Genomic DNA, 24,014 nt, shown 5'->3' with positions numbered 1-24,014 from the left:
GTCCTGATAAAGGGGTCTGGAAGAATTGTAGTGAACCTTGGACGCGGCCGCGCTTTCAGGGTTCGCCATTGTCGAGTATTCTGCCGCGCCGCACGAAGGGCAGCCTGCAGACGACCGCGGGCACCCGCCGGCCGCGGATCTCCACGTCGGCGGCATCGCCGGGCACCACGCTGTCCGGCAGGCGCGCGAAACCGATGGAGACACCCAGGGTCGGCGACATGGTGCCGCTGGTGACCATGCCGGCCCCTTCGGCAGTGTGGACCGCCATCTGGGCCCGCATCACGCCGCGATCCAGCAGCTTGAGCCCCAGCAGTTGCCACTTCAGCCCGTACGCCAGCGCCCCACGGCCGACGAAGTCGCGCTGTGGATCATGGTCGGATACCGTCCATGCCAATCCGGCCTCGGCCGGCTGGGTCAGCTCGTCCATGTCCTGCCCATACAGGTTCAGGCCGGCCTCGACCCGCAGCGTGTCGCGCGCGCCCAGGCCGCAGGGCGCGACGCCGGCCGCCAGCAGGTCGCGCCACAGGGCGGGCGCCTCGGCGCCGGGCAGCACGATTTCCACGCCGTCCTCGCCGGTGTAGCCGGTCCGCGCCACCAGGACGCCGCCCGCCCCTTCAGACGTGAAGGGAGCGAGGCCTCGCGCCAGGCTTCCCAGCGCCGGCCTTGCCTGCGCCAGCCGGTCACGGGCCCGCGGGCCCTGCACCGCGATCATCGCCAGCTCGCGGCGCGGTTCGATCGCGACATCGTAGCCGCCCGCCTGGGCGACGCGTGCCATCCACACCAGGTCCTTGTCGGCCGACGCCGCGTTGACGACGAGCCGGTAGTGTTCCGGCGTCAGCAAATAGACGATCAGGTCGTCGACCACGCCGGCCTGCGGATTGAGCATGCAGGAATACAGCGCCCTGCCCGGCTCGGCCAGCCGGTCGACATCGTTGGCCAGCAGGTGGCGCAGATAAGGCCGCGCCTGGCTGCCCACCACGTCCACGTTGAGCATGTGCGAGACGTCGAACATGCCGGCATCGCGCCGGACGGCGTGATGCTCGTCGATCTGCGAACCATACGAGACGGGCATGGACCAGCCGCCGAAGTCGATCATCCTGCCGGACAGGGCCAGGTGCTCGGCGAAGAGCGGGGTCTGTTTCAGGGGAGTTGGCACGGTCATGCGGATTCCTGGAAAGCGGGGGATGGGCAGGAGGTCAGCCGCGCACGGCAGTCCACGAAGCGGGCGAGCCGCCGGCGCGCGTGCCTTGCATGGTGTTGCCGTTTACCTTGCCCCGATAGCGTACCCCGTTCACGGTGAACGAGATCTCGTCGCCGCGCAGGCTGGCGTCGTCCAGCGGCGCGGCGTCCAGGGTGCCGCTGACGCGCTGGTACTGCTGGGCCAGCTTCAGGGTCCTGCCGCCGAGCTTCCACGTGCCTTCGACCTTGGCCGGCACGATCCACAGCAATGCCGAGCACCAGGTCTGGCACTGCTCGGTGATCGTCGCCTGCTCGTCGGGGCGCCAGTCGCCCATCGGGAACGTATTGGACACGACGCGCGTGCCGGGCTTGAGCTCCAGGAGGCGCGGGCGCAGTTTCTCGTTGATGGTAGGCAGGAGGAACAGCGTGATGACGCTGGCGCCGGACAGGTCGGTCTCGAACAGGTCCGCCTTCTCGAACGTGGCGCGGCTGGACACGCCCGCCGCCTGTGCGTTGCGGCGCGCCAGCTCCACCATGTCGGGGTTGTATTCGATGCCGTGGGCCTTGATGCCGCGCCGGGCCGCCGTGATCACCAGGCGCCCGTCGCCCGACCCCAGGTCGATCAGGGTGTCGCCCGGGGCGGCCTTGGTCATGTCTATCATCTTCTCGACCAGGGCCTGGGGCGTAGGCACCCACACCACGTCCTTGCCTTCCTGGCCGACGTCGGGCACATACGACGAACCCGGCTTTTCCGCCGCCTGGACGGCGGCCAGGACCGGCAGCGCGCAGGCAGCCAGGACGGCCATCCCGCGCGCGCACCGGCGCAACACTTGCGACTGCGACGAACTACCCAACAACGCGAGCATCATGGGTTTCCCCTTTTTTCTGGTGGACGAATGGACCGGAACGTGGGTGCGCCGGATCGATTGTGCCTGACTCGATGTCCGCGCGGAAGCAGGACTCGCGGCAAGGCGGTTCTCAATCGACGAGACAGCTGTTTGACCTGTACGCGAAGCGAATGACATAGTCGCCGACGGCATGGCGCCGTTGCTTGCAACCGCCTGCTCCGGTCGTACCGGGACTCGGCACGGCCCCTACAGCAAGAATGTAAGGAGACAGTCATGGTCGCATTCCCTTCCTCATTTGCGTGGCGGCCACTGGCCGTGCTTTGCCAGATTGCCTTGATGGCGGTCTGCGGTGTGCCCAAAGCTGCAGCGCAGTATCCTGACCGGCCTGTCCGCATCGTGACTCCCTTTCCGGTAGGCAGCGGCGTCGACGTGAACCTGCGCATGGTGACCGAGCGCTTGTCCAAGGCCTGGGGTAAGCCCGTGCTGGTAGAGAACAAGCCTGGAGCGGCGGGCTTCATCGCCATTGAAACCGTCAAGCGGGCCGCTGCCGACGGCTATACCCTGCTGCAATTGGATAGCGCGCAAATGGCCGCTCAGCCCTATCTGTTCAGCAAACTCCCCTACGACTTGAAGCGTGATTTCACACCGATCACGACATTGTTCCGCAACTATTTCTTCGTCGCGGTCCCCACGGACAGCCGATACCGCAGCGTCGGCGACTTGATCGCCGACGCCAAGGCGAACCCGGGGAATATCAACTACGGCTCATGGTTCGTGGGCAGCCCGGGACATCTCGGGGGCGCCATGCTCGATCAAGCGGCGGGCACGGCGATGACGCACATCGCGTACAAGGAAATGTCCCAGCTCTACACCGCCGTGGCGAGCAGCCAGGTTCCGTGGGCATTCGGCACGATAGGGAGCATGAACGCCCTCTATAAAGGGGGCAAGCTCAGGTTGCTCGCGGTGGCGGCCCCCTCGCGAGTGCAAGGGTTCGAGTCGATCCCCACCATGGGCGAAGCGGGTGGGCCGCAAGGCTTCGAACTCAGCGCCTGGGTCGGCATCCTCGCGCCTCAAGGCATTCCGGACGCCATTGCGGCCAGAATCCGCCGCGACATCGCTACGGCATTGCAAGACCCGGAAGTACGGGAGCGCTACATGCAGCTGGCGTACGAACCGCTGGCGATGACACCCGAGCAGTTTCGGTCACAGCTCGATGCCGATTCGCGCCGGTATGGGCAGATCATTAAGCGCTTGAACATTTCCCTCGATTAGGGGCGTGACAAAGGCGTTCTGCGTGCGGGAGGATGTCTTGAAGGAAATTCAGTTGCGCACGGCGGTCCAGGCGGCCGGAGCGGCGCCGCTGCGCGTGCCTTGCATCGTTTTTCCGTTCACCTTGCCGCGGTAGCGCACGCCGTTCACGGTGAACGAGATCTCGTCGCCCCGCAGGCTGGCATCGGCAATCTGCGTCGAGGCCAGCGTGCCGCTGATGCGCTGGTATTGCTGCGTGAGCTTCAGCTCCTGCCCGCCCAGCTTCCACGACCCTTCGACCTTGGCCGGCACGATCCACAGCAGCGCCGTGCACCACCCCTGGCAATCCTGGGTGATGGTCGCCTGCTCGTCGGGTTGCCAGTCGCCCATCGGGAAAGTATTGGAGACGACGCGCGTTCCCGGCTTGAGCTCGAGCAGGCGCGGGCGCAGCTTCTCGTTGATGGTGGGCAGCAGGAACAGGGTAATGACGCTCGCGCGGGAGAGGTCGGTATCGAACAGGTCGGCGTTGGCGAAAGTGGCACGCTGGGACACGCCCGCGGCGGAGGCATTGCGCCGTGCCAGTTCGACCATTTCCGGGTTGTACTCGATGCCGTGGGCGCGGATGCCGCGCTTGGCGGCCGTGATGACCGTGCGTCCGTCGCCCGAGCCCAGGTCGATGAGGTAGTCCCGGGGCGTGGCCTTGGCCATGTCCAGCATCTTCTCGACCAGCGGCTGGGGCGTCGGCACCCACACCACGTCCTTGCCCTCCTGGCCGACCTCCGGTACGTAGGAAGAAGCGGCCCGGTCTGCCGCGCCCACGGCGCCCGACAGCGCCAGGAAAGCGGCGGCCGCCATCGCGGCGGCCGGCTGGCGGAAAAAATTCGACTGCGACGAATTACCCAGCAACGCGAGCATCATGGGTTGTCCCCTTCTGGTAGGCGATTGGACCGGAACGTGGGTGCGTCGGATTCGATTGTGCCTCAATGTCGTCGCGAATTCAGCGCCCGGCGCCGAACTCGTCGCTCAGCCAGTCGTCCAGCATGGCTTTCTCGTAGCCGAGGGCGTCGCCGGGATAGCTGCGGGACCGCATCAGGAACGCCGGATCGCGCAACTCGCGCCGGCCTTGCCTGAGCACTTTGCCGTCGGCGCCGGTCAGGCGAAACGCGAGGTCGATGCGCGGCGGATAGACGTCACGCACGATGCGCACGTTGTTCATCGCGGCGCCGCGCCAGGGTTCGTAGGCGCCGGCCAGCGCGACGTCGGTGAACTGCACCAGCAGGTGGGCGCCCGGCGCGAGATATCGGGACGCTCGCGCCTCGACATGCCGCTGCAGGCCGTTCATCCAGTTCTGGTGGTAACCGTCGCCTTCCCGCGGGTGGTCGCGCCATTCGGAGAACTGCCGCGGCTGGACGTACTGCACGGTGACCCGTGCGTCGGGCGCGGCCTGCTCCGGCAGACGGGAGGACGGGAACAGCGTCGCGCAGCCTGCCAGCAACGCGGCCGCCAACAGGCAGAGCGCCGCGCACGCGCGCACCGGGGAATTAGGCATGGAGTTCTCCAGCGGGAAACGACGAGCCGCTATTTTATTGACGGCCCGGCAGGGTTGTCCCGCCGCGCCGGCAGGCCGCTACGGGGAATGGCGCGCCAGCATGGTGCGCAGCATTTCCACCAGTCTCGTGGCGGCGGGCGACAGCGCATGGCCGGGCAGCGTGATGATGGCCATGCGGCGCACCAGCGCGGGCCGCACGATGCGCAGCTTCCGCACGCCCGGAGCCAGGGACGCCGGCAGCGCGGTCGAAGGCAGGATCGCCGCCCCCAGCCCCGCGCTCGCCATGGCGATCAAGGTCTGGGAATGCATGAACTGGAAGCGGGTAGTCAGGCGCAGTCCCTGGGCAGCCATCGCCTCTTCCACGATCGTGCGCAAGGCGGTGCCCTGCTCCAGCACCAGCAGGGGCAAGGCGGCCAGGGCCTTGAGCGAGATCGTCTTGCTGTCGCCGTCGAGCAGGCTGCGCGGCACCAGCGCGACCAGCTCGTCGCGCAGCAGCGGCTCGAAACGGAACTCGGGAGTATCGCTCATCACGCTGATGCCGAGATCCACCTCGCGCTTGCGCACGCTTTCGTACAACGCCGCCGCGGTGATTTCCCGCACGAACACCTGGATGCCGGGATAGCGGCGCTCGAATGCCGCGAGCACGTCTCCCAGGTAGGCCCCGGCGATCGTCGGCGCGCAAGCGAGCGCGATACGGCCGCGCTGGATGTCGGCCGCCTCCTGGATGCCCTGCAGCCCGGCCTCGACCTCCTGCAGCGCTCGCCGTACGCATTGCAGCAATTGCTCGCCCTCGCGGGTCAGCACGACCTGACGGGTGGTGCGATGGAACAGGCGCAGCCCGAGCTGCTCCTCGAGCTTGCGTATCTGGCTGCTGACGGCGGACCCCGATCGATGCGCGCGGTCTGCCGCCGACCGAAAGCTCTGGTTTTCCCCCACCAGCATGAAGGTGTGCAGCAGCTTGAGATTGACCGAAGAGATGGCATCGCCTGCTCTGGCCATGGGAGGGCTCCGGTTTCCGCGAGTGAAATCGATTGTACGGAAAAACTTCTCAATCCTCACAATAATTGCGATTGTTGTTCGATGGGAGGCTTTCTACACTGCGCGGCAAGGACTACGCACGATGCCTCGCACCCGAGGCACGATGCGCACGCTCGCTTCCGGCGACGCGATCGACATACGGAGACACGCCATGTATCGTCCAAGCTCCCTCGGCCCGCGCCTGCTGGCCGCCTTCGCCTGCGCCGCCACGCTCGCGGCGGCCGTGCCGGCCGCCGCCGACGACGGCTACCCGGCCAAGCCCGTCCGGATCATCGCCCCCTTCCCTCCGGGGAACTCGTCCGACGTGGCCGCGCGCTTCCTCGGCGAGCAGCTTGCCGCCCGGCTCAAGCAGCCGGTCGTGGTGGAGAACAAGGTCGGCGCGTCCGGACAGGTTGGCGCCGCCTACGTCGCCAAGGCCGACGCCGACGGCTACACCCTGCTGATGACGTCCACCTCGGCCACGATCAGCCCGGCCATCTATAAGTCCATCCCGTTCGACATCCTCGAGGATTTCACGCCCATCGCCCGGGTGGCGGTGGCGCCCATGGTGCTGCTGGTCCGGGCCGACGCGCCGTATGCGAACCTGGAGGACTTCGTCGCGCAACTGCGCCGCGACCCTGGGCGCTATACCTATGCCACGGCCGGCAGCGGCACGATCCAGCACCTGGCCATCGCCGCCTTCCTGGCCCGGCTCAAGACCGACGTGCTCGGCGTTCCCTATAAGGGCAGTCCGCAGGCGCTCACCGACCTCATAGGCGGCCAGGTGCAATTCATGTTCGATGCCGTGCTGTCGGGCCGGCCCCACGTGGAGTCCGGCCGCCTGAAGGCACTCGCGGTCGCCAGCCTGGCACCCATCCCGCAGATGCCCGGCGTTCCCGCGGCCGCCCGGTCCGCCTTGCCCGAGCTCAAGGATTTCGAGATCGAAGGCTGGGTCGGCCTGCTCGGTCCCAAGGGGATGCCGGCGGAAATCGCCGGGCGCCTGAACCGGGAAATCGTCGCCATCCTCACCTCGCCCGAGATGCAGGACAGGCTCGCCAAGGCCAACATCGCCGTCGCCCCGGCCAACACGCCGCAGGAATTCGCCCGTTTTCTCCGCACCGACGCCAAGCGCTGGAAGGACATCGTCGCGGCCGCCCGGATTCCCCAGGAATGAGCATGGCCGAGCTCCTGGACGCCGACATCGCCCTGCTGTGCGACCGCCTGCGGGCAGCCTCGGCCGCCGCTGCCTATGAAGCCATGGAGGGGCGCGGCCACATGTCGCCGGCACTGCGCGCGCTGGTCGCCGACGCGCTGTGCGCCGGCCCCGCCTACACCGTCCGCGCGCCGGCGGGATACGGCGACGAGATCGTGCGCGCGGCCGACGAGGCGCCGCCCGGCTCGGTCATCGTGATCGACGTCGGACCCGCCCGGGATGCCTGCACCTGGGGCGGTACGGGAACCGCGGTCGCCCAGCGGCGCGGCATCGCGGGCGTCGTCAGCAACGCGCGCGTGCGCGACATCGCCGAGATACGCCGCGTCCGCTTCCCGGTATTCGCCCGGGGCACCGTCGCCAGCGGCTGGGCCCGCGGCCGCCGCGGCGCAACCGGCGTCCCCGTGTCGGTGGGCGGACAAATCGTGCATGCCGGCGACCTCGTCTGCGCGGACGACGACGGCATCGTCGTGATCCCGCGTGGCGAGGCGGCCGCCTTCATGGCGCGGCTGGAGGCGCGGCTGGCCTTCGAACGCGAGGCGGCCCGCATCGTGGACGGCGGGGGACGCTACGCCGACGTCATGGCCGCCAAGCCCGCCTGAACCGCCGTCCCGTCCATGCCCTTCCCACCAGTAGCCGCCACGCATTCTCCGACATGATCCAAGCCGCCACCCGGGTACCCCAGACCGCCGCCGAGAAAATCCTTGCCCGCGCCAGCGGCAAGCCTTACGTCCGCCCCGGGGATATCGTCGCCCCCGATCCGGAGCTGGTCATCATCCACGACGGCTTCGTGGAATCGGCCTATAACGAGCTGGCGAGCCTGGGCTACCGGCGCATCGCGCATCCCGAACGGGTGATGTTCGTGACCGACCATGACGTGGCCTACTCCAGTCCCGCCGGTGCCCTGCGCGGCACCCGCCTGCGCAGGATCGCGCGCGAGTGGGGCGTGGGCCGCTTCTTCGACGCCGGGCGCGGCGGCCACGGGCACATTTTCCCCATCGAGGCGGGGCTGGTCCGTGCCGGCATGTTCTTGTCGTGCTATGACATGCACTGCACGAACTTCGGCGCCGTGGGCGCGCTGGCCTGCGCACCCGGCCCGGAAATCGTGTCGGTGCTCGCCACCGGGACGGTATGGGAACAGGTGCCGTCGACCATCCGGTTGTCGCTGCGCGGCCCGGTGGGCGCGGGAGTCACCGCGCGCGACGTCGGCTTCTATGTCACCGCGCTGTTCGCCAGCGGCAGGCTGCCCTCCTGCGACAATCGCATCGTCGAATTCGCCGGGGACTACATCGATGCGCTTCCCTTGTCCGAACGCGTGGCCCTGTGCAATTCGCTGACGGAGATCGGCGTTGCCAACGTATGGTTCACGCCGCCAGCGGACGCGCCCCGAAGCGGCCTTGCCCTCGCCAGCGATGCCGACGCGCAGTTCGAGGCGGAACTGGAGCTCGACCTGGCCGGCATCGGCCCCCAGGTCGCGCTGCCCGGCGGGCCGCACCTGGGCGTGGAAATAGGAGAAGTCGCGGGCCGCCACGTGGACCATGCCTACATCGGCTCCTGCGGCTCCGGCATGTACGAGGATTTTGCCGGGGCCGCCGCACTGCTGCGGGATCGCCGGATTGCGGCCCACGTGCGCCTGTTCATCGTCCCCGGCACCGTCGAGACCGCGCGCAGGCTCGCGCGCGACGGACTGGTCGATATCTTCCAGCAAGCCGGCGCCATGGTGCTGCCCGCAGGCTGCGGCCCGTGCGCCGGGGGAGCGATGGGGCCGCTGGCCGACGGCGAGACCTCCATATCCACCGCCGCCACCAACCATGCCGGCCGCTTCGGCTCCAAAGAAGCCCAGGCCTACCTGGGCAGCCCGCTCACCGTGGCGGCCTCGGCTCTGGCCGGGCGGATCGCCGATCCGCGCGCGCTGCTTCCAGGCTGAAAGGACTCCCATGACCACCACCTTCCGCCGTTCCGGATACTGCCACGTCTTCGGCGACGACATTCCGCTGGACGACGGGCTCATCCCCTTCGACATGGCGATACGGCGGGTCGACGATCCCGCCGTGCTTCGCCCAGCGCTGCTCAGGATGGTCGATCCGGATTTTCCGGACCGGGTGCGCCCCGGGGACATCATCGTCGCCGGCGCCCGCTTCGGCTGCGGCAAGCCCCATTTCCAGGGCTTCGTCGCCATGGCCTCACTGGGCCTGTCGATACTGTGCGTGTCGATGCCCTACAAGGCGCTGCGCGGCGCCATCTCCAAGGGCGTACCGGTCCTGACCGGACTGCCGGCGATCGGCGAGGCCTTTCGTACCGGCGACCGCATAGAAGTGGATTTCGTCCAGGGCACCATCGCGAACCTCGACAACGCCCGCCGCTTCGAGGTTCCGCCGCTCTCGCCGCTGCTGGCCGACATGGTCCGCCGCGGCGGCACCCGCGGCATGCTGGCCACGTGGCTGGAGGCGCATCCGGAGATGCGGCAGCCGATCGACGTGCCGGAGAGTCAGACCGCCCGGCCGCAGGCCACGCCCGAGGCCCAGGCCCACTGGAAGTTGTAGCCGCCCAGCCAGCCCGTCACGTCCACCACCTCGCCGATGAAATACAGGCCGGGGACGGCCCGGGCTTCCATGGTCTGCTGGTCCAGGGCCCGCGTATCGACGCCGCCGCGCATGACTTCGGCCTTCTTGTATCCCTCGGTGCCCGCCGGGACCAGTGTCCAGCGCTTCATGCCGTCGGCCACTTCCCGCAGCACCTTGTCGGAAAGGTCCGCGATGCGCCGTTCGCCGATGCCCGGATGCGCCGCGGTCAGCCACTGCTCGGCCAGCCGGCGCGGCACCATGCCCGCCAGCACGTTCGACAGGTGCTGCCGGCCCCCCGCCTTGGCGGCGATGAGCTCGGCGGCCAGATCCACGTCCGGCGCCAGGTCGACGACGATGGGCCGGCCCGGCTGCCAATAACTGGAAATCTGCAGCACGGCGGGGCCGGACAGGCCGCGGTGGGTGAACAGCAAGTCCTCCCGGAACGACGCCGCGCCCCTGCCCTCCCCCGTGCGGATGTCCACTTCGAGCGCGATGCCGGCCAGCGGCACGAAGGGCTTCCACGACGCGGCGTCGAACGTCAGCGGCACCAGCGCGGGACGTGGCTCCACGATGCCCAGGCCGAACTGGCGCGCGATGCGCAGGCCGAAATCTGACGCGCCGATCTGCGGAATGGGCAACCCTCCGGTCGCGATGACGACGCGCGCGGCCCGGATGCCGCCCGAGCCGATGCGAAGGACGAACCCGTCCGCCCCGGCTTCGACCGCCTCGACCGTGCAGGGCATGCGCCACGCCACCCCGCCCGCGTCGCATTCGGCGCGCAGCATGCGGATGATCTCCTCGCTCGATTCGTCGCAGAACAGCTGTCCGCGATGCTTCTCGTGCCAGGCGATGCGATGCCGCGCGACCAGCGCGAGGAAGTCCCGGGGCGTGTAGCGCGAAAGCGCGGACCGGCAGAAATGCGGATTGTCGGAAATGAAATTGGCCGGGCCGGCCTCGAGGTTGGTGAAATTGCACCGGCCCCCGCCCGAGATCCGTATCTTCTCGGCCAGCTTGCGCGCGTGATCGATCAGGACCACGCGGCGGCCGCGCTGGCCGGCTACCGCCGCGCACATCATGCCGGCGGCGCCCGCGCCGATCACCGCCACGTCGAAGGCCGCGCCGGGCGGCCCGCCCGCGGCCATCAGGCGTCCTTGACGCAGTCCACGTAGAAGCGCAGGTCCCCGTTGGGCAGCACTTCCTCCACCAGGCCGTGTATGTCGGTCCCGAACCCCGGGAACTGGGCGTTGAACTTGCGCGCGAACTGCAGGTACTTGACGATGGTCTGGTTGAAGCGCTCGCCCGGGATCAGCAGCGGGATGCCCGGCGGATACGGCGTCAGCAGCACGCTGGTGACGCGTCCTTCCAGGTCGTCGATGTCGACCCGCTCGATTTCCCGGTGCGCCATCTTGGCAAAGGCTTCCGACGGTTTCATGGCCGGCACCATGTCGCTCAGGTACATCTCGGTCGTCAGGCGCGCCACGTCATGGGCGCGGTACATGTCGTGGATCCGTGTGCACAGGTCGCGCAGCCCGACCTGCTCGTACTGGGGATAGTCGTGGCAGAACTCGGGCAGGATGCGCCACATCGGCTGGTTCTTGTCGTAGTCGTCCTTGAACTGCTGCAAGGCGGTCAGCAGGGTGTTCCAGCGGCCCTTGGTGATGCCGATGGTGAACATGATGAAGAACGAATACAGGCCCGTCTTCTCGACGATGACGCCGTGCTCGGCCAGGAACTTGGTCACGATGGAGGCCGGGATGCCGGTCTGCCCGAAGGTGCCCGACACGTCCAGCCCCGGCGTGACGATGGTGGCCTTGATCGGGTCCAGCATGTTGAAGCCCGGCGCCAGGCCGCCGAAGCCATGCCAGTCCGCCTCGGTTTCCAGCAGCCAGTCGTCGCGCTCGCCGATGCCGTCGGCCACGAGGTTGTCCGGCCCCCACACCTTGAACCACCAGTCGCTGGTCCCGAACTCGGCCTCCACCTTGCGCATCGCGCGGCGGAAGTCCAGGGCCTCGAGGATGCTCTCCTCGACCAGCGCGGTGCCGCCCGGCGGTTCCATCATCGCCGCCGCCACGTCGCAGGACGCGATGATGGCGTACTGCGGGGAGGTCGAGGTATGCATGAGGTAGGCTTCGTTGAACACGTGGCGGTCCAGCCGGCGCGTCTCGGATTCCTGCACGATGATCTGCGAGGCCTGGGAAATGCCGGCCAGCAGCTTGTGCGTGGAGTGAGTGGCGTAGACCATGGCCTCGGTGCTGCGGGGACGGTCCTTGCCGATGGCGTGCATGTTCTTGTAGAAATCGTGGAAGGCCGCGTGCGGCAGCCACGCCTCGTCGAAATGCAGGGTATCGATGCTGGAGCCGAGCAATTCCTTGATCATCTCGACGTTGTAGACCACGCCGTCGTAGGTGCTTTGCGTGATGGTCAGGATACGTGGCTTGCGGCCGCCGTTGCCCTTGGCGAACGGGTTGGCGTCGATCTTCTTCTGTATGTTCTCGGGCCGGAACTCTTCCAGGGGGATCGGCCCGATGATGCCCAGGTGATTGCGCGTGGGCCGCAGGAACACCGGCACCGCGCCCGTCATGATGATGGCGTGCAGGATGGACTTATGGCAGTTGCGGTCCACCACCACCACGTCGCCCGGCGCCACGTTGGCGTGCCAGACGATCTTGTTCGAGGTGGAGGTGCCGTTGGTCACGAAGAAGCAGTGGTCCGCATTGAAGATGCGCGCGGCATTGCGTTCGGACGCCGCCACGGGGCCGGTATGGTCCAGCAGTTGCCCGAGCTCGTCCACCGCGTTGCACACGTCGGCGCGCAGCATGTTCTCGCCGAAAAACTGGTGGAACATCTGCCCGACGGGGCTCTTCAGGAAGGCGACGCCGCCGGAGTGCCCGGGACAGTGCCAGGAATACGAGCCGTCCTGCGCGTACTTGACCAGCTCGCGGAAGAACGGTGGCGGCAACGATTCGAGATAGCTCTTGGCCTCGCGGATGATGTGGCGCGCCACGAACTCCGGCGTGTCCTCGAACATGTGGATGAAGCCGTGCAGCTCGCGCAGGATGTCGTTCGGGATGTGGCGCGAGGTGCGCGTCTCGCCGTACAGGTAGATCGGGATCTCGGCGTTGCGAAAGCGCAGTTCCCCGATGAACGCGCGCAGCTTGCTGACCGCATTGGCCACGTCGTCGGGCATGCCCTCGCCGAATTCCTCGTCGTCGATGGACAGGATGAAAGCGCTCGCACGGCTCTGCTGCTGGGCAAACGACGACAGATCGCCATAGCTGGTGACGCCCAGCACCTCCATGCCCTCGGCCTCGATGGCCGCGGCCAGCGCGCGCACGCCCAGCCCGGATGCGTTTTCGGAACGGAAGTCTTCGTCGATGATGACGATGGGGAAGCGAAATTTCAATTGAAGCCCCCCCCTGCGCGCTTCGCGTGCCCCCCGGGGGCTCTACTTGCGGACCGGCGGAACCAGCTCCGCAGTGCCTGGGCGGGCACGCGCGACGGCAGGGAAATCGGTTGAAAAACGGCCGGCCGCATGCGAGTCACCTCGCGTATCGCCTCCGGGCGCAAAAAAATGAACTACTAGCGTAAAACAATTCAGTGTCGATTCAATGTCCCCCCTACGCGCTGACGCGCGCCCCCCAGGGGGCGATGCGGGTGGACCGGCGGAGCCGGATCCACCGCATCCTGGATCTAGTACCGCTTTCTTGGAATGTGGCGCCGGTGCTTCGCTGGCTGCCAGCGGTAGCAACGGTATAGCAGTTTAAGAAATTCGTACTAGATCCAGGGCGCCGCGGATCCGGCTTTGCCGGTCCGCCAGCGCCGCCCCCTGGGGGGCGCCCGAAGGGCGCAGGGGGGGCTACATCACGTCCGCGGTAGCGTCACACCCTGCTGCCCCTGGTACTTGCCGCCCCGGTCCTTGTACGAAGTCTCGCAGACTTCGTCGCTTTCCAGGAACAGCATCTGCGCGCAGCCTTCGCCGGCGTAGATCTTGGCGGGCAGCGGCGTGGTGTTCGAGAACTCCAGCGTCACGTGGCCTTCCCACTCGGGTTCCAGGGGCGTGACGTTGACGATGATCCCGCAGCGCGCATAGGTGCTCTTGCCCAGGCAGATCGTCAGCACGCTGCGCGGGATGCGGAAATACTCGACCGTGCGGGCCAGCGCGAAGGAGTTGGGCGGGATGATGCAGACGTCGCCCTTGAAGTCCACGAAGGATTTCTCGTCGAAGGCCTTGGGATCGACGATGGTCGAGTTGATGTTGGTGAAGATCTTGAATTCGTCCGCGCAGCGCACGTCGTAGCCGTAGCTGCTGGTGCCGTAGCTGACGATGCGCTTGCCGTCGTGCGCCCGCACCTGGCCGGGCTCGAATGGCTCGATCATGCCTTCGTCCGCCGCGCGGCGGATCCAGCGGTCGCTTTTGATACTCATGGGACGGGCCTCGTCAAATGACGAATGAAACAAGGCTCAGGATTGTACCCCTACGACGCCCCGGGGCGCGGCGGCTCCGGCTCCGCCGGCATCAACGCAACGAGGGCCCCTCCAGTCCTCCCACCAGGAAGTCCAGCATGCGGGACAGGGTGGTGGCGACCCCGGCCTCGGAGGCCGGCGCGGGAGCGACGTCCGGCATGAGCCGGGCGACGCGGCCGTTGTCGGCGCGGATGTACATCATGCTGCCGAAGACGCATTGCAGCCGTACGTAAAGCTCGTCGCGCGACAAATGCGGACAGGCGCGCGCCAGGATGTCGACGAACAGGCGGGCGACGTCGTCGTGGACGCCGAAGACGATGTTCTTGACCGCCGGATCGGGTTCGACCGAACAGATCGCCGACAGCCGGTTGAACCGGGCTCCCTGCTCGGTCTGGCCCACGCGCATGCCGGGGCCGATGAAGGCCTCGAGTACGGCGCGCACGTCGGGGCGGGCGGCCGGGTCGGACGGGATGCAGGCCATGAGCAGCGCCCGCCGCTCTTCGTTCATGCGCCCCACCCGCGCCTCGAAGATCGCGCGCAGCAGTCCTTCCTTGGTCCTGAAGTAGTAATGGACGGCCGCCATGTTGACCCCCGCCGTGGCGGTGATCGTGCGCAACGAGACGCCGTTGTAGCCGTGCTCGGCGAACAGCCGCTCGGCGACGTCGACGATGCGGTCGCGGGTGGAAGCGGAATCCGGCGATTCGGCGTGCAGTGGCGGCATGGGAAAAGAAGGTGGTTCGGGCGAAGACGCTATGTTACCCGCAACTTCCGGATTTTTATTCAGTCAGATGATTGAATCATTCGTTTGACTCAATCGCCGGGAATTTCTATCATGGAACGAACGCGCCGCTTGGCGTGCATGTACGAGGAAATTCATGAACGGAAAAATCCGCCGCGTCGTCACCGGCCATGACGCCCAGGGGCGCGCCGTGGTGCTGGAGGACGGCTACGCGCCCAACGTCCGCCACGATGCCAGCCGTCCCGGCTACTTTCTGACGCAGCTGTGGCAGACGCCGACGGCGCCCGCCCCCATCGACAACGGCCCGGATCCCACTCTCGGCCCGGTGTCGCTGGCGCCCCCTGCCCTGGGCACCGTCGTGCGCATCATCGAGTTCCCGCCGGCCGCGCTGGAACTGCGCAATGTGGACGCAGCCGCGGCCAAACAGGCGTTCTCCATGTTCGGCGGCCAGGAAGCCCTCACCGGCCATGGCGCCGGCAACCAGCGCCATCCGTTCATGCATCGCACCGAAACCATCGACTACGCCATCGTGCTGGCCGGGGAGATCACGATGCTGCTCGACGACTCCGAAGTCACGCTCAAGGCCGGCGAGGTCCTGATCCAGCGCGGCACCAACCATGCCTGGACCAACCGCACCGATGAACCGGCGCGTGTGCTGTTCGTGCTCGTCGACGGCAAGTTCGATCCCGCCATCGCGCAACGGTTCTGACCCATTTCCAACAGGGGAGACTCAACATGCAATTCCGGAAGTTCCTGCTCGTCCCGCTGCTTGCCGCCATCTGCGGCGCGGCCTCCGCCCAGACCTACCCCTCGCGCCCGGTGGAAATCATCGTGCCGTACTCGGCCGGGGGCAGCGTGGATGTCATGGCTCGCGCCTTCAGCCGCGAGCTGTCCGACATACTTGCGACGCAGATCGTGGTCAACAACCGCGACGGCGCGGGCGGAACCATAGGCGTGGCCGCGGTGGCCTCGGCCCGTCCCGACGGCTACACGGTGCTGTTCTCGCCCTCCTCGCCGCTGACGCAGGCGCCCTTCCTGATGGGCCGCCTGCCCTACCAGCCCGACAGCATCACGCCGATCTGTCAGATCTTCGAAAACCCGTTCGTCATCGCGGTGCGCAAGGATTCGCCGATCACCTCGCTCAAGGAACTGCTGGAGAAAGCGCGCCAGCAGCCGGGCAAGCTGTCGTACGGCCATGCCGGCCCCGGCTCGGTGCCGCACCTGGCCACGGCCAACCTGGCCAAGTCGTCGGACGTGCGCTTCAACGAGATCGCGTTCCGCGGCGACGCCCAGGTCATCCCGCAATTGCTGGGCGGGCACATCGATTTCGGCGCCCTGGGCGTCTCCTCGGTCGTGGGCAAGGATCTGCGCATCCTGGCGGTCTACGGCGACAAGCGCTTGCCGGGCATGCCCGAGGTGCCGGCCATCACCGAGTTCGGCATCAAGCACGCGGTCATCGCGCGCAACGGCCTGTACGTCAATCACGGCGTCCCGCAGGCCACGCGCGACAAACTGCAGCAGGCTTGCCACGCCGCCACCGAAAAGAGCGGGTTCCAGACTGCGGCGCGCCAGCTCTACCAGCAGGTGAACTATCTCGACAGCGCGACCTTCGCCACGCGGCTGGCCAGCGACAACGAGACCAACCGCGCGCTCATCCAGTCGCTCGGCCTGCTGAACACCGGGAACTGATGTCCGCCATGTTCGAGATCATCGATGCGTCGCTGCGGGCCTTCGTCGAGGTCGACGAAGGCAGCGACTTCCCCATCCAGAACCTGCCCTATGGCATCTTCTCCACGGCGGATGGCGGCGTGCGCGCCGGCGTGGCGCTGGGTGCCTGGGTCGTGGACCTGCATGCGCTGGACCGGGCCGGCCTGCTGCCGGTCGCGCCCGAACCAGCGCTCTTCGGCCGGCACAGCCTGAACGCCTTCGCCGCCGCCGGGCGCCCCACCTGGCGGGCGGTGCGCGCGCGCCTGGCGGCGCTGCTCTCGGGTTCCGACCCGCGGCTGCGCGACGACGCCGCGCTGCGCTCGCGGGCACTGGTGCCCATGGACGCCTGCACCCTGCACCTGCCGTTCGAGATCGCATCCTATACCGACTTCTATTCCTCGGAAGAACACGCGACCAACGTAGGCAAGCTGTTCCGCGACCCGGCCAACGCATTGACGCCCAACTGGAAGCACATCCCCATCGGCTACAACGGCCGCGCAAGCTCGGTGGTGCTGTCGGGGCAGGACTTCCATCGCCCCATGGGGCAATTGCCGGTCGCCGGCGGCCCACCCGAGTGGGGGCCGTGCCGCCAGCTCGATTTCGAGCTGGAAACCGCCTTCTTCGTGGGAACCGAGACCCGGCTCGGCACCCGGTTGTCGCCGGACCAGGCCACCGATCACATCTTCGGCATGGTGCTCATGAACGACTGGAGCGCCCGCGACATCCAGCGCTGGGAATACGTTCCGCTGGGACCGTTCCAGGCCAAGGCATTCGCCACGTCGATCTCGCCCTGGGTGGTCACGCTGGATGCGCTCGCGCCTTTCCGCGTGCCGGCGCCGGAACAGGATCCCGCGCCCTTGTCCTATCTGCGCGAAGGCGACCGCCATGCGTACGACATCGAGCTGACGGTCGAACTGCGGCCTGCCGCCGGCGACGGAACGATCATCACGCGCAGCAACTTCCGCCACCTGTACTGGACCATGGCGCAGCAGCTCGCGCACCATACCAGCAGCGGCTGCAACGTGCGCACGGGCGACCTGATGGGGTCGGGCACCATCAGCGGCCCCTCGCGCGACGCGCTCGGCTGCCTGCTGGAGATGACCGAGAACGGCAAACGGCCGCTGTCGCTGCCGGACGGCGGTACGCGCGCTTTCCTGCAAGACGGGGACGAAATCGTGATCCGCGGGCAGGCCCGCCGCGGCGCGCTGCGCGTAGGGTTCGGCAGCGTGCGCGGCCGGGTGCTCCCCGCCTTGCCGTGACGACGGCCTGTCAATCGTCGAACAGCACGAAGTACAGGAGGTCCAGGCCGTTCAACGTACCGCCCTTGGCCACCGCCGACAGGCGGTTGGTCAGGCGGTAGCTGAGCTTGACCACGCCGTCTCGCCCCGACAATGCCTGTTCGAAGCTGGCATAAATGCGATCCGACAGCCGCTTGCCGATGACCAGGAACTGGCTGTTCGACAGGGTATAGGCGGACGAGGTGCTGTCCCCGGCCACCGTACGGTCCGGCAACAGGCCGCGCGAACTGCCGACGTTGCCCGACCGCACGCCAATTTCGTCTAGCCCCAACTGGCGTGAAATGGGCTCGCTACCCTGCGGGCCGAGCAGCGAGGTGGCGGCGCTGAGCAGCAAGGTCGCGTCGGCCCCGCCCCCGCCTTCGTCGGGCCCCCGGCCCAGCAGCAGCCACGAAAGCTTCTCCACGTCGCTGACCTCGGGCGTGGATACCAGCGCGATGCGCGGCCGGCGCGCCGTGCCGCCTATCCGTACCCCCGCCTCCACGCGCGGCCCCACCCGGACGGCAACGATATCCAGGAGCGGATCGTCGATCGGCCCCTGGAAGGTCAGCACGCCGCGGCGCACGGTGAGCGTCTGGCCATAGGCGTCGAAACGGCCGCCGCGCGTACGTACCGTGCCGCTGGAAGACAGGTCGCCCACCATGCCGACGACCCGCAGGTGACCTGTAATGCCGGTGTCCAGTCCATAGCCGCGCAGGTAGAAAGCCTCGCCCAGCTTGACGCCGACGTCGATGGCGATGCCCAGCGTCTTTTTCTTCGGCTCTTCGCCGCTGCGGCGCACGTAGACGTCGTCCGACAACTTGGCGGGCGCCTGCGTGCCCAGGTCCACCCAACCCGTATCGGCCTCGAACAGCCCGGCGATGCGCATGCGGTCAGGAATGATGTCCATGTCCACGCGGCCGGATCCGGCCACGAAGCGGTCGGCGCGCTGGATCGCGGGAAAGCGGTCGGCCTTGAGTGTGGCGTGGCCGGAGGCCTCGGACATGCGCCAATCGGCCGTGATCTCGAGCTCGCCGCCCTGGCTTTCGTTCTTGATCCAGGCCTGCACGCGCGAGTCGCGCGGATTGACTCGGATGACGCTGGGAAAGCGCAGGGAATCCAGGATGATGCGGTCGTTTTCCAGCGACGCCTTGAGCGTGCCGTCGAGCAGCCGCAGGCCGTCGTCCAGCCGCACGATACGTATGCCTTGACCCTGGAAGCCGCCGGAGGCCCGCCACTCGCCGGCTTCCTGCACCACGCGCGCCGAGCCCGCCAACTTGCCGCCGACTTCGACGCTGTCGCCGACGAACAGGCTGACCCAGCTCAGGTCCTGCAGGTCGATCTGGGCCTGTATGTTGGCCGGCCGATCCCGGTCCAGGCCGATGGCGCCGCCGCGGGCCACGACGCCCGCTTCGCCGTCCACCCGCACGGTACCCACGCGCTGGCCTTCGATATTGGCCTCCAGGGCGATGCGGCTATGGCCGGCATTGCCCTCCGGGGTGGCGCGCACGCGTGCTTCGAGCGTGCGCAGGCCGAGCGCGATGGGCGGGGATCCCGGCACCCACAGGTCGCCGCTGCGGCGCTGGATGCTAGCCGTCCCTTGCAGCGAGCCGGCGAAACGCATGTCCCAGTCGGCATCCAGCACCACGATCCGTTCCGGCGGAATAGGCTTGCCGCCCAGTGCCTCCAGCAGGATCTCCGGCGCCCAGGCCAACCCCTCGGCTCGGCCGCGGGACTCCCAGCGCCCCTCGCCGCCGCGCGACCCCTCGTGGGTCAGCTTGCCGCTCTGGCCGCCCGGCAACCGCAGCGCGATCGCGCCCGCCCCGACCTCCCATTGCCATTGGGGCGCGCGGGCACCCGGCACAAAACTCAGGCTTATCGGAGATTCCAGCGACATGCCCAGCGGCGGCCGCGCGAGATCCAGCCGGTCGACGGCGCCGCGCCAGCCCGGGGCGGCGCCCTTGCCCTGCCCGGCGCTCCCCCAGCCTCCGCTGAAGCGCGTCGCCAGCGTGGCGGGCGCCGAACGATCCACCGGCACGAATTCGGCATCGACGCTGCCCTCGTGCCGCGCGACCGTGCCCTGCAGGCGCAGCGTGGCCTTGCTCATCGTCGCCTGTGGCGCTTCGGATACGGCCAGGTTCTCGATCTGAAGATCGATATCGGCCGGAGCCGCCGCAAAACCGCCCTGCGGCCGCCGCCCCGCCCCGGCCGGCGAGGCGGCGCCGAGATTGGCGTGGCCTTGCGCACGTCCCACGCTGACGCCGCCGGGCAGTTGCAGCGCGTTCGCGTCCAGCGTCATGTCGAGCACCGGCGCATCGAGGGTCTCGCCCAGTGTCCCGCGCGCCGCCAGCCGGCCCCGCAGCAGCGACGAAAGCGTCTGCAGCGTGGGCGCGTCGAGGTCGAACTCCAGCTTGTCCCCCGCTCGTCCGAAAGCGCCGCGGGCCTGCAGCCGGTTGCTGCCGGCGGTCAGCGCCGCATCGATACGCTCGACGCGCGTGCCCGCGAAGGCGAGTTCGGCGTGTCCGCCCAGGGGCTGCCCGTTCCAGCGGCTGCCCTCGTCGATGCGCACCAGTGCGGATCCCTGCAGGGCCGGCATCAACGCCCCCTTGAGTTCCGCTCTCGCCGACACTTGCGCCGGCGGCAGCGCGGCGCTGCGCACCCAATGGCCGGGGTCGAAACGATCGAGCCGAAGTTCGGCCGTGAACCGGCGCGGATCGGCCAGTTGCAGCTCGCCCTTGCCCCGGGCCCGCGCCTCGCCCGCCGACAGCGCCAGTTCCGAGACCCGCACGACGGCGTCCCGCAGGCTGGCGTCGAGCTTGAGCGCCAGCGGCACCTTGCGGGAGCGGTCGGACAACTCGGCCGTCAGCGCCTGGGCGGCCGCATCGGCGGAGAACGCCAGCGTTCCCGCCAGGCGGGTGGGCAACGCGGCGCCATGGATGCGGGAGGCGTCGACGTTCGCGGCCTCCAGCTTGCCCTGCAAATGACCGACGGCGTCGTCCGGCCGGGCGGACCGGCGCCAGCCTACCTGGCCGTTCAACCGTCCGCCGCCGGCCAGTTCGATTGCCAGGCCGGTCACGTCCAGCGTCTCGAACGTCTGCACCGGCACGTTCAGGCGTCCTGAGACCGATGCCACCGGCACGCCATTCTGGTCGAGCGGGCGCGGCGTGGAATTGGTCAAGGAGATGGGGCCCTGCAGCATCGCCGGGTCGGACCCGGGTGCCACGGCCAGATCCGCGGTCAAGCCCAGATTGGCCGCGGGGGCGCCCGGCACCCAGGCCGAGGGGTCGATGCCCCTCAGCTGCAGTTGCAGGCCACGCAGCGGAAACCCTCCGAGCAGCGCGGCCTGCCCTTGCGCGTTGACATCGACGCCGGCGCCATCGCCTCGCACCGTGAAGGCCAGTTGCTCGAGGGATCCCGAGGCAGTGGCCCCGAAGTCGAAGGGATGCGCGGCCTGGCGGCCGCTCGCATGCAGCGCGAGCGTAACGGGGAAAGGCGCATCGGCTCCGACGCGGGCTTCGCCCCGCAGGGTAGCCTGGGCCTGCGGCGCGGACACGTGCAGATTGGCCAGCAGCAACCTGTGTTCGTCGCCCGAAGAGGTTGCCCGCAGGTCGATGCCGGCAAAAGTGGCGGGCAGGCGCTCGCCGTCGGTCTCGATGTCCAGCGCGCCGATCGCGAGCTTGTCCACGTCGATAGGCAGCGGCAACCGCAGCGACGCAAGCGGCGGGCTGGGTTCGTCCGACGGCCGCAGGTTCAGCCGCACGCGCCGCGCCGACAACTCGGAAATGTGCAACCGCGCGCCGCGCAGGGCACGCCAGCGCACGTCCAGCCGCACGCGTTCGAGATCGGCATCGGCGGCCGGCAGGCGGATCTCCAGCGCATCGACCTCGAGGCCGGCCAGCAGCGACCCGCGCACGCCTTCCGCCCGTATGGTGCCGCCGGCCAGCGTTCCCCCCGTGCGCAGCGCCCAGGCGGCCCCCTCGGCGGTGGCGGCGACCCAGGCCCCGGATCCTACGACGGCGACGACGCCCAGCGCGGCCACGCCCGCCAGCGCCCATGGCCAGCGACGCCGCCGCGGCGCGGGTTTCCGATCGGAGGTGGCGGGCTGGTTCAAAATGCGATTCCCAGGGAAAAATGCAGGCGAATGTTCTTGTCGCGCAGCGCGTAGGCCAGGTCCACGCTGAGCGGCCCCGCCGGCGTGCGTACGCGCAGGCCCGCGCCCACGCCCGTGGCCAGCTTCATCTCGCTGAAGCGCGAAGCGACGTTGCCGGTGTCCACGAACAGCGCGGCGCCGAACCGGTCGTCGAAATAGCGCGTCCCTTCCACGCTGGCCACGAACAACACGGCGTCGCCGAGCACCGCATCGCCCACGTCGCGGCCCAGGCCGAGGTAGCGGTATCCCCGCACCGACCGCGCGCCCCCGGTGCGGAACGCGAAGTCGTCCGGCACCCGGTTGATGTCCTGCGCCCACAGCCGGCCGACTTCGCCGCGCACGGTGATCACGTCACGCTTGCTGGGCGACCACCAGTACTGGCCCCGCACGGAAAGCCGGCTGAAACGGTTGCTGGCGTCCAGGGCGGTGCCGACGCCGCCCCCCAGCGAGAACAAAGTGCCCTCGCGCGGATCGTACTTGTCATTGACGTCGCGGCGGATGAGTTCGGCCGTGGCGGTGGCGGTATTGGTGGTGAATGCGTTGAACCCTTCGATGTCGATCTGCTCGTGCGCGAGGCGGGCGCCATAGCGCGTCTCGTATTCCACCCGGCTCTTGAAACTCGGGGGATAGGTCTTGGCGCGGATGGCGCCGATCGCGAACCGCCTCACGCGCAGGCCCTGTATGTCGGAATCCTGCGCCAGCACGCCGAAGCTGTCGCGAAACCCGTTCTCGTTGGGCGCGAGGTGAATGTCCGCATAGCCGAGCTTGCGCAGCCGGTCGAGCCGCAGCCCGGTCTCGAGTTCGAGGGGCTGGCCCAGGACCACGTTCTGCCGATAAATGGTTTCGATGCGCGGGCCGGCTTCGTCGTCGATGCCCAGGGCGATGCTCATGCGGCGCGGTCGCGACTCCACCACCTCGGCCAGCACCGGCAGCGTCAGGTGGCTGGGTCCGCGGTAGGCCTTCTCGGTGCGCGTCTGCTCCTGGTCCAGCCCTTCCGGCATCAGGCCCGGATCCTCTTCGGGGCTGGACGAGATGCCGCTGCGGTCGATGTCGAGCTTGGCGCCGGAAAAGAACGGCGAGCCCTGCAGCGTCTGCTGCCACTCGACCATGCGGTCGCGATCGTAGGGCTCGCCGGGCCGGATCCGGACATAGCGCTCGACCACACCGGCGGGCACGCGCTTGAGGCCTCGAACCTCGACGCCCGAAAGCCGCACTGCGGGGCCGCTGTCGAGCTTGACGTGCAGGGCGGCCCGGGCACGGTCGGCATCGATGTCGGCGGCCGTGTCCACCAGCCGCGCCACGGGGAAATCGCGCTCGGAAGCGGTATCGAGCAGATCGCGTTTGGCGGTCTCCCATTCGTCGTTGCGGAAGGGGGCGCCTTGCTTCAGGCCCCAGTCCTCGCGCAGCTGCGCGGCGCGTTCCGCGTATTCGGGCTCGGCCAGCGTGCCCAGGAACGAGATGTCGACCGTTTCCACGACCGTGCGCTCGCCGGGCACGATGGAGATATCCCAGGTCGGGCCCGCCACGTCGGTGCCCGCTTCGAGCTCGACCTGCGCCGAAAAGTAACCTTCGGTGGCCAGCGCATCCAGCGTCGCCTCGCGGGCCCGCCGCCGCAGCCGGATGCCCTCGCCGCCATCCTGGTCGTCGGCCATGGCCGCCATGCTGTCCACGGCGAGGGTCACGGCCTGCAGCGCACTGGCGGGGAGGCCGCCGGGGTCGATGGTGATTTCGGGCCGGGCGGCGAACGCCGGGCGCGCCAGCAGCGCGCACAGCAACGCCGGCGCCAGGGGCAGGCACGCGCGCGCGAACGGCGCGCGGCGCGTCGATGCGGCTGCCCTGCGAAACAGGCGCATCACGTATGCGAGGCAGGCTGCGCGTTTCCGCTTGCGACCGCTGCGCCAGCCGCGCTGGGCCCCGTGGGAGGATCGATCATGCCGTGCAAGGCCGCAGGGACCCGTTCGACTGACAAACTCATGACGCTTCCGCCGTGTTGGTTCAGCCGCAAGCATAGCGGATCGGGCGCCCCTTCTGGGAACGCGGGAACGACGATTGTTTTCAAGCGTTT

At 68.5% G+C, this 24,014-nt stretch carries 19 protein-coding genes; 8 read left to right on the top strand and 11 right to left on the bottom strand.

Annotated features, from left to right (window positions below):
* Positions 1-55: 55 nt before the first annotated feature.
* Positions 56-1,156: a glycine cleavage system aminomethyltransferase GcvT gene (gene gcvT, locus CDO44_RS06290; RefSeq protein WP_087779540.1), complete on the bottom strand. Its 1,101-nt coding sequence runs from the start codon at positions 1,154-1,156 to the stop codon at positions 56-58.
* Between the two features lie 40 nt (positions 1,157-1,196).
* Positions 1,197-2,048, bottom strand: coding sequence for a class I SAM-dependent methyltransferase (locus CDO44_RS06285; RefSeq protein ID WP_233146060.1), 852 nt, complete (start codon positions 2,046-2,048; stop codon positions 1,197-1,199).
* A 252-nt stretch (positions 2,049-2,300) separates the two neighbouring features.
* Here CDO44_RS06285 and CDO44_RS06280 point away from each other — a divergent pair, with 252 nt between their 5' ends.
* Positions 2,301-3,299 (top strand): tripartite tricarboxylate transporter substrate binding protein, encoded by a 999-nt coding sequence (locus tag CDO44_RS06280; RefSeq protein ID WP_087779464.1) that lies wholly within the window; start codon positions 2,301-2,303, stop codon positions 3,297-3,299.
* 48 nt (positions 3,300-3,347) lie between these two features.
* On the opposite strand, the gene CDO44_RS06275 is transcribed toward CDO44_RS06280, so the two are convergent.
* From CDO44_RS06275 to CDO44_RS06265, 3 genes are all read right to left on the bottom strand, one after another.
* A complete protein-coding gene (locus tag CDO44_RS06275; protein ID WP_087779463.1) occupies positions 3,348-4,193 on the bottom strand; it encodes a class I SAM-dependent methyltransferase in 846 nt (281 codons plus the stop codon).
* A 79-nt stretch (positions 4,194-4,272) separates the two neighbouring features.
* Positions 4,273-4,824 carry a DUF3016 domain-containing protein gene (locus CDO44_RS06270; protein ID WP_087779462.1) on the bottom strand — a complete coding sequence of 184 codons (552 nt, stop codon included), beginning with the start codon at positions 4,822-4,824 and terminating at the stop codon, positions 4,273-4,275.
* Positions 4,825-4,902: 78 nt separating this feature from the next.
* A complete protein-coding gene (locus CDO44_RS06265) occupies positions 4,903-5,823 on the bottom strand; it encodes a LysR family transcriptional regulator (RefSeq protein WP_087779538.1) in 921 nt (306 codons plus the stop codon).
* A gap of 121 nt (positions 5,824-5,944) precedes the next feature.
* Between CDO44_RS06265 and CDO44_RS06260 the strand changes: the two genes are divergently transcribed.
* Genes CDO44_RS06260 through CDO44_RS06245 form a run of 4 tightly spaced genes read left to right on the top strand, consistent with a single transcriptional unit; the run spans position 5,945 to position 9,594 of the window.
* A complete protein-coding gene (locus tag CDO44_RS06260) occupies positions 5,945-7,015 on the top strand; it encodes a tripartite tricarboxylate transporter substrate binding protein (RefSeq protein ID WP_158213212.1) in 1,071 nt (356 codons plus the stop codon).
* A 2-nt stretch (positions 7,016-7,017) separates the two neighbouring features.
* Entirely contained in the window at positions 7,018-7,653 is a 636-nt protein-coding gene (locus tag CDO44_RS06255) for an RraA family protein (RefSeq protein ID WP_158213211.1), read from the top strand.
* Positions 7,654-7,706: 53 nt separating this feature from the next.
* Positions 7,707-8,978, top strand: coding sequence for an aconitase family protein (locus CDO44_RS06250; RefSeq protein ID WP_087779459.1), 1,272 nt, complete (start codon positions 7,707-7,709; stop codon positions 8,976-8,978).
* A 10-nt stretch (positions 8,979-8,988) separates the two neighbouring features.
* Positions 8,989-9,594, top strand: coding sequence for a hypothetical protein (locus CDO44_RS06245; RefSeq protein ID WP_087779458.1), 606 nt, complete (start codon positions 8,989-8,991; stop codon positions 9,592-9,594).
* Here CDO44_RS06245 and CDO44_RS06240 read toward each other — a convergent pair.
* The 4 genes from CDO44_RS06240 to CDO44_RS06225 form a co-directional block, all read right to left on the bottom strand.
* Entirely contained in the window at positions 9,540-10,757 is a 1,218-nt protein-coding gene (locus tag CDO44_RS06240; RefSeq protein WP_087779457.1) for an NAD(P)/FAD-dependent oxidoreductase, read from the bottom strand. The two genes, CDO44_RS06245 and CDO44_RS06240, sit on opposite strands and share 55 nt — an antisense overlap.
* Positions 10,757-13,018 carry an arginine/lysine/ornithine decarboxylase gene (locus CDO44_RS06235; RefSeq protein WP_087779456.1) on the bottom strand — a complete coding sequence of 754 codons (2,262 nt, stop codon included), beginning with the start codon at positions 13,016-13,018 and terminating at the stop codon, positions 10,757-10,759. Before CDO44_RS06235 ends, CDO44_RS06240 begins: the two co-directional genes overlap by 1 nt.
* A gap of 458 nt (positions 13,019-13,476) precedes the next feature.
* A complete protein-coding gene (dcd, locus tag CDO44_RS06230; RefSeq protein WP_087779455.1) occupies positions 13,477-14,040 on the bottom strand; it encodes a dCTP deaminase in 564 nt (187 codons plus the stop codon).
* A 91-nt stretch (positions 14,041-14,131) separates the two neighbouring features.
* Positions 14,132-14,800: a TetR/AcrR family transcriptional regulator gene (locus CDO44_RS06225; RefSeq protein ID WP_087779454.1), complete on the bottom strand. Its 669-nt coding sequence runs from the start codon at positions 14,798-14,800 to the stop codon at positions 14,132-14,134.
* 154 nt (positions 14,801-14,954) lie between these two features.
* On the opposite strand from CDO44_RS06225, the gene CDO44_RS06220 reads away from it, so the two are divergent.
* The 3 genes from CDO44_RS06220 to fahA are packed head-to-tail and all read left to right on the top strand — an operon-like array spanning position 14,955 to position 17,784.
* Complete coding sequence (locus CDO44_RS06220; protein WP_087779453.1) at positions 14,955-15,527, top strand: cupin domain-containing protein; 573 nt, start codon at positions 14,955-14,957, stop codon at positions 15,525-15,527.
* A gap of 26 nt (positions 15,528-15,553) precedes the next feature.
* Positions 15,554-16,507 carry a tripartite tricarboxylate transporter substrate binding protein gene (locus CDO44_RS06215; protein ID WP_087779452.1) on the top strand — a complete coding sequence of 318 codons (954 nt, stop codon included), beginning with the start codon at positions 15,554-15,556 and terminating at the stop codon, positions 16,505-16,507.
* The gene (gene fahA, locus CDO44_RS06210) at positions 16,507-17,784 is read left to right on the top strand and encodes a fumarylacetoacetase (protein ID WP_087779451.1); all 1,278 of its coding nucleotides are present in this window, start codon (positions 16,507-16,509) and stop codon (positions 17,782-17,784) included. The genes CDO44_RS06215 and fahA overlap by 1 nt, the downstream gene beginning before the upstream one ends.
* A gap of 10 nt (positions 17,785-17,794) precedes the next feature.
* Here fahA and CDO44_RS06205 read toward each other — a convergent pair whose 3' ends face one another.
* Positions 17,795-21,910 carry a translocation/assembly module TamB domain-containing protein gene (locus tag CDO44_RS06205; protein ID WP_087779450.1) on the bottom strand — a complete coding sequence of 1,372 codons (4,116 nt, stop codon included), beginning with the start codon at positions 21,908-21,910 and terminating at the stop codon, positions 17,795-17,797.
* Entirely contained in the window at positions 21,907-23,802 is a 1,896-nt protein-coding gene (locus CDO44_RS06200; protein WP_087779449.1) for an autotransporter assembly complex family protein, read from the bottom strand. Before CDO44_RS06200 ends, CDO44_RS06205 begins: the two co-directional genes overlap by 4 nt.
* Between the last annotated feature and the right edge of the window lie 212 nt (positions 23,803-24,014).

It is taken from the genome of Pigmentiphaga sp. NML080357, assembly GCF_002188465.1.
GTDB lineage: Bacteria > Pseudomonadota > Gammaproteobacteria > Burkholderiales > Burkholderiaceae_B > Pigmentiphaga.
This window is presented reverse-complemented; position numbering and strand designations above follow the sequence as displayed.

Bases quoted from the DNA above. Each gene is read 5' to 3' on its own strand.
- CDO44_RS06285 (WP_233146060.1), bottom strand. From the start codon at position 2,048: ATGATGCTCGCGTTGTTGGGTAGTTCGTCGCAGTCGCAAGTGTTGCGC.
- CDO44_RS06280 (WP_087779464.1), top strand. From the start codon at position 2,301: ATGGTCGCATTCCCTTCCTCATTTGCGTGGCGGCCACTGGCCGTGCTT.
- CDO44_RS06275 (WP_087779463.1), bottom strand. From the start codon at position 4,193: ATGATGCTCGCGTTGCTGGGTAATTCGTCGCAGTCGAATTTTTTCCGC.
- CDO44_RS06270 (WP_087779462.1), bottom strand. From the start codon at position 4,824: ATGCCTAATTCCCCGGTGCGCGCGTGCGCGGCGCTCTGCCTGTTGGCG.
- CDO44_RS06265 (WP_087779538.1), bottom strand. From the start codon at position 5,823: ATGGCCAGAGCAGGCGATGCCATCTCTTCGGTCAATCTCAAGCTGCTG.
- CDO44_RS06260 (WP_158213212.1), top strand. From the start codon at position 5,945: ATGCCTCGCACCCGAGGCACGATGCGCACGCTCGCTTCCGGCGACGCG.
- CDO44_RS06255 (WP_158213211.1), top strand. From the start codon at position 7,018: ATGGCCGAGCTCCTGGACGCCGACATCGCCCTGCTGTGCGACCGCCTG.
- CDO44_RS06250 (WP_087779459.1), top strand. From the start codon at position 7,707: ATGATCCAAGCCGCCACCCGGGTACCCCAGACCGCCGCCGAGAAAATC.
- CDO44_RS06245 (WP_087779458.1), top strand. From the start codon at position 8,989: ATGACCACCACCTTCCGCCGTTCCGGATACTGCCACGTCTTCGGCGAC.
- CDO44_RS06240 (WP_087779457.1), bottom strand. From the start codon at position 10,757: ATGGCCGCGGGCGGGCCGCCCGGCGCGGCCTTCGACGTGGCGGTGATC.
- dcd (WP_087779455.1), bottom strand. From the start codon at position 14,040: ATGAGTATCAAAAGCGACCGCTGGATCCGCCGCGCGGCGGACGAAGGC.
- CDO44_RS06225 (WP_087779454.1), bottom strand. From the start codon at position 14,800: ATGCCGCCACTGCACGCCGAATCGCCGGATTCCGCTTCCACCCGCGAC.
- CDO44_RS06220 (WP_087779453.1), top strand. From the start codon at position 14,955: ATGAACGGAAAAATCCGCCGCGTCGTCACCGGCCATGACGCCCAGGGG.
- CDO44_RS06215 (WP_087779452.1), top strand. From the start codon at position 15,554: ATGCAATTCCGGAAGTTCCTGCTCGTCCCGCTGCTTGCCGCCATCTGC.
- fahA (WP_087779451.1), top strand. From the start codon at position 16,507: ATGTCCGCCATGTTCGAGATCATCGATGCGTCGCTGCGGGCCTTCGTC.
- CDO44_RS06200 (WP_087779449.1), bottom strand. From the start codon at position 23,802: ATGCGCCTGTTTCGCAGGGCAGCCGCATCGACGCGCCGCGCGCCGTTC.